The organism is Helicobacter sp. (assembly GCF_014799995.1).
In the GTDB taxonomy this organism is placed as follows: Bacteria; Campylobacterota; Campylobacteria; order Campylobacterales; family Helicobacteraceae; genus Helicobacter_D.
This window is the reverse complement of the sequence record NZ_JAAVGY010000001.1, coordinates 1-5,264: the sequence shown is the minus strand read 5'-3', so window position 1 is coordinate 5,264 and position 5,264 is coordinate 1. Positions and strand designations below refer to the sequence as shown.

The following is a 5,264-nucleotide window of genomic DNA, read 5'->3' as shown; positions in this document are numbered from 1 at the left end:
GATTTTAATTTTCTTTTTACAATCTCGAAAAAATTATCCCTATAATATTTCTTTACGGCTTTCTTTTTCTCTCCCTGAAAATCATAAGATAAGAACCAATCTACAAATTCCTGCTTTTCTTTGCTCATATCCTTGTAATTGGCTTTCATCCTCTTGATTATGTGTGGCCAATGCAGACTTTTCTCCGATGAGAACCCCATGAGGGCTATGCGCTTATTCATCACATCTTGCCAATGATCCTTGAGGCTTTTATCGATATTAAAACCAAAATCTTCAGGATTCGAATTTTCAGCTACAATTCCTAATACCGTCCTAAAACATTTTTCACACTCGCAACAGTTTGAATCATTAAATGAGCATACTCTCATGAAATAAGGGCGATTCAGCTTTCTTTGAAAATCAGTGATAACCTTTATCTTATTCTGACGATGTAATTCAAAGCCATCATGTGAGCAGCGTCCTTCTAAGGCATACCTGAACTCACTATCCGTTGTAGAATTAGACGCACAGAGGAAGTTTAAACCAGTTGTGAGAGAACTTGCTATTATAATTTCAGAAATAGAATGTTTATACGCCAAAGGAATAGCAATAGAAATAAAAGCCATGGAATGTAAAAATCCATGCCAAAGAGAATCTCCCAATTTGCTTTTATAATCTTTATCAAAAGCTTTTTGATTGATGATTGTAGCGAAATTAGAACGGACAAAAGAAAAAGGTAACGAAAATTGCTTAGCAAAATTTCCTATATCCTTTTTATCTGCCTCTGCAACTTTATCGACATCCTCTTTGGATTTATACCACCCCTGAATATTACAAAGAATAGGAGTCTTATCCAAATTCCTTATTAAGGATGCATGACAATCAGCTCCTCCGCTAAACAGTATAATGGATTTATTCTTAGATTCATTAATAGAAAGGTAATTATCAATATATATGGAGGGTACAACACGCCCTTTTAAAGTTGTGAAATAATAAATATCCTGATATGCCTCTCGAATTCGGCTAAGTGATTCATAGAAAGTCCTATCAATCTCATTAACCCAGATTACACTATCCGTTATCCAAGCTAAAGCTAAAAGAGAAGCTATAAAAGGGCATATAAGCAAACTTTCAGGAATACCGGATAAATCCTCATCGTATTCAATAAAAAAGCTGTCTGAAGTAAAATACCTTCTTATCCCTTCCGAAACTTTTATTTTACATTCAATCAATCCTCCTTTTACAGAAAATGACTGAATAATTATATTATCTCTTGGAGTAAATTTACCCATACTTATTTCATTTTAATTGCAATTCGAGTTAATAATTCCTCATCAAGATATTTACGATCAATCTTGCAATATTCTACAATTAAATCATATGGATCTAAATTATATTCTTTGGCTGCCTTACGAATAGAATTCATATACCCACTGTGAAATCCGGCGATACCGCAATAAGTATCCAGACCGCTCACTCCTTTGAACTTCACCATTTCTCGTAGATAATCCTCACTGAAATGCATCAGGGGACCAAGCTTATAATGACATTCCGGCGCGAGTCTGAGAAGAATTGCTATAAGTTGCTCAGTTGAAGCGTTTCCGGCACCACGTCCCAATGATTGAAGTGAAGTATCCACTATATCGCATCCTATCTGCAAGGCATACAGTGAATTTGATACAGACAACCCCAGATTATCATGCCCGTGAAAACCAATTTGAACATTTTTCTTAGAATTATCCCTAATCAAATCATAATATTTCTTTATATCTTCAGGTAGCATACATCCGGCAGAATCAACAATCACCAATGTATCTGCACCATACTCTTCCGATAATCGGACACACCTGATGAACTCCTCAGAATCAGCTACATAAGTTTTCATGTAGTTTGCATATACCTCTAATCCAAGATTCTTAGCTCGCTGAATAAACGGTTTTGTTTTCTTTACCGACTCTTCATCAGTATTGCAACCGATTCTGACAAAACTTGCACCATAAGTGGACAACAAATCCAGATCTTCAAGACGAGCAATTCCGGGAATACAGAATGTACCATATTTTAATCCTGATAAATATTCACTCGCAGTCTCAAGATACTCCCTATCAGTACATGCAGCAATTCCATTCTTTTCAGAGCTTGCATTCAAACCCTGGCCGTGTCCTATTTCAAAGTACTCAATTCCAGAATTTTTTATAGCATCTCCAACAAAACGTACATCATCCTTGGTAAATTTGAAATTTACTTCATAACTTCCGTCACGAAGCGTAACATCCATAATTCTAGTATTCATACTTAGTTGAATCTTTTGATGTAATCTTTATAGTTAGGTATATAATCTTTAGAAGATATAGTATTTTTTAGTAGAAGTTTTATCTTAAGTAAATAGTCTTCTTTTTTTTGAAACTTGTTAAACTTATCATAATTCTCTGAAATGAGCCATGATAATTTTTTATCGCGATTAATCTTATTAAGAATTCTTTTATCACCGGTTACATCAGGAATAGACATAACGGTATCAACCAGTTGTTTTTGTAATTTTGATGCCTCTAATCTATTATGATACTGTCTATTAATTGAAATAGCTGCATCAACTAATAGATTAAAGAGATTATTCACAAATTGATAACTGTATTGCATCTCAATGCCAAATTCCTTTATAATAGCCAACGCACCCATTGAAAGTTTTTGTTGCCTAAGTAAAAGCATTTCAAAAGGATGTACCTTATGTTTCAATGAATTTGCCGAGAAGCTCTCATAAATATAACCAATAGAAGAACTTGTTACAATAGAGTTGACATAAGCAAGATAGTTATATACAAATAATCTATCCTCACTATGTGATAATTGTTCATCAAATTTAAGGTTATAATCTCTAATTATCCTATTACTGAGTAATCGAGCCCATGGACTACATCTTTGTAAGAAATTGCTTGATTGAAACAGCTTGCTAATTTCCTGTTTACCGAAATAACTTCTATCGGCATAAAGATTTAGCTGGCTATTACTATTATTTAGAATCGCATAGGAACAACATATCAAATCTACAGGATCTTTACTTCGCTTCGCTGCATTTAACATTGATTCCAAGAAACATCCTGTAAGATGATCATCACAATCAACAAAGGTTAACCACTCTCCCTTTGCATTTTCTATTCCTGAATTTCTCGTTGCACTAACACCTCTATGAGGATTGTCTATTATTACTATTCTGGAATCAAGTCTCTGTATGCTTTCACAAATCTCCAATGTATTATCCGTAGAGCCATCATTGCATAATAGAAGCTCCCATGACTGTTCCGTCTGATACATGATATCTTGCACCAATTCTTTAATTGTATTTCCCGATCCACAATTATATACAGGAACAATTATTGATACTTTAGGATTCATATTTATATTTTAACTATAATCCGAATTGACTCTTCCAACGGGCTATTTCATCAAAAGGCATGTGGATATCTGTGACAATCTCACTGTTAATCATTTGTTCCAGATCATCTATCCTGTTCGCCTCNATACAATTGATATTGGTATCTGCGTTGATTGCCCGTGCTCTTTCATCTATCGCTATGACAATACTTCTTCTCTTATGCCGCATTGCGTATACTCCACCATGCAGGCGAGTTCCCACATAATCGGTATCATTCTCTGTCAGATATTTGTCATAAGCATCTTTCGTAGGAGGTAAGATTCTTAGATTATCAGGAAGATTAAATTGTTGGAGATAATCATAATCCTTATGTCCCTGAGGCCAGAAATAGATCTCATCATAGTTCCGGCTGAGAATATCTATCATCTTTTGCTCATTCGGGTTAAGCTTGGGGGACGCCGTGATGGTAAAGATTACTCTTTGAGACTTCCCGGTTGGAATCTGCGCACAATGCTCGGGGGTTAGCATCCACATGGTGACACACCCGGTATTGATTGCCTTTAAACCCAGTCGCTCCACATATTGCTTGCTTCTTTCATCCCGTAAACTATGATAGAAATCAGGATTCAGCATCTTGCGATAGATATGCTGAGTATATTTCTCTATTTTCCCTTCAGCTCCGGCACCGGCACCTACACCCAATAAAACAGTTCCCGTCAATGGTTGATAATTAAAAAGATTTATATTCCATTGTGGGAAATGAGTCAAAAGATGAGGTATCAATAGATTAGATCCACAAGCAAATTTATATTTACAATTGGCAAATGTCTGTACAGCCAATGAATCTCTGAGAACCTGATACCAATGAAATGGAGAAACATGCGTAGGCAACGTCAGCTCGAAATTTTGTTCAAGAAGCGGTAAAAGTTCCTTACGACAACACTCCATTATAATTTCATCTCCCTTGTTAAAGGAACCGACTGATGTATCTAATAATAATATTCTCTCCATTAGTTGGAAGCTCTAATTAGTTTTGTACGAATTACGGATATGATAAGGCTTCTTTCGTTTTGTCCGAATATAAATATCCAAAATAATGCAGCAGTTATAATCAGATTAAGAAGAGTGCATATTGAAAATTTTATAAGTCCCAATACAAGTTTATTTATAGCTAAAGTCGCTTGTAAGCCTCTATCCACATAATAGCTTATTACAGATACAATTATAAGTGAAACGATAAGAACCAATACACTTTTTATAATTGAAATACTGTAATCCTTGATATCGTATCCTGAAATTTGTTTTCTGATGATAACTAACCCTATAATTGACACTGCAATTAACATGACTGCATCTACTATATAGATAGAAGGAGCAGGTCCTCCCAATTTCAAATAGATATAGGATAATACCGGTGACAATAAGTAAAAAGTTCCACTCAGAAAGGAAATTGTCTTGATATTTCCTGTCGCTTGTATACAGGCACTGTTAGTATTGATTATTACGGTAATAATACAGCAGATAATAATAATGCGGGTAAAAATCACCGAATACTGCGGAATCTGTCCCAACCAAAGTTCTAAAAGAGTTGGAGTCTCAATTATCACCGGAACAGTGAGGAAGGCGAATGCCATTAAGGAGAATTGAACGGCCCTTTTTGCCATATTCTCGGACTGATCTATATTCCCCATAGAATATTGCTTTATTATCTGGGGACGAAAGGCTTGGAAAATACTTGTGGATAAGCCATTGATGGCACCGGTAACGGTCAGTGCTATAGATGCTCCCGCATTGGCAACAACACCATAGAATATATTCAGAAGAATTGGTTGGCCCTGATTCTTGGCAGCCAGACACATGTGTGAATATAAATTCAGCCCTGAATATCTCACCATCTCCTTCATAACTTCTT

Annotated in this window: 5 protein-coding genes; all 5 read right to left on the bottom strand. The window is 35.5% G+C overall.

What is annotated here, in order from left to right; translation table 11 throughout:
• Positions 1–1,271, bottom strand: a 1,271-nt coding sequence (locus HDT10_RS00025; RefSeq protein WP_290878611.1) for a hypothetical protein, incomplete at its 3' end; no start/stop codon positions are given.
• A 2-nt stretch (positions 1,272–1,273) separates the two neighbouring features.
• Positions 1,274–2,272: a hypothetical protein gene (locus HDT10_RS00020; protein WP_290878608.1), complete on the bottom strand. Its 999-nt coding sequence runs from the start codon at positions 2,270–2,272 to the stop codon at positions 1,274–1,276.
• 2 nt (positions 2,273–2,274) lie between these two features.
• Positions 2,275–3,372: a glycosyltransferase family 2 protein gene (locus HDT10_RS00015; protein WP_290878605.1), complete on the bottom strand. Its 1,098-nt coding sequence runs from the start codon at positions 3,370–3,372 to the stop codon at positions 2,275–2,277.
• Between the two features lie 13 nt (positions 3,373–3,385).
• Positions 3,386–4,363: a polysaccharide pyruvyl transferase family protein gene (locus tag HDT10_RS00010; RefSeq protein ID WP_290878604.1), complete on the bottom strand. Its 978-nt coding sequence runs from the start codon at positions 4,361–4,363 to the stop codon at positions 3,386–3,388.
• A partial coding sequence (locus tag HDT10_RS00005; protein ID WP_290878601.1) for a hypothetical protein occupies positions 4,363–5,264 on the bottom strand: 902 nt, incomplete at its 5' end. The genes HDT10_RS00005 and HDT10_RS00010, both read right to left, overlap by 1 nt.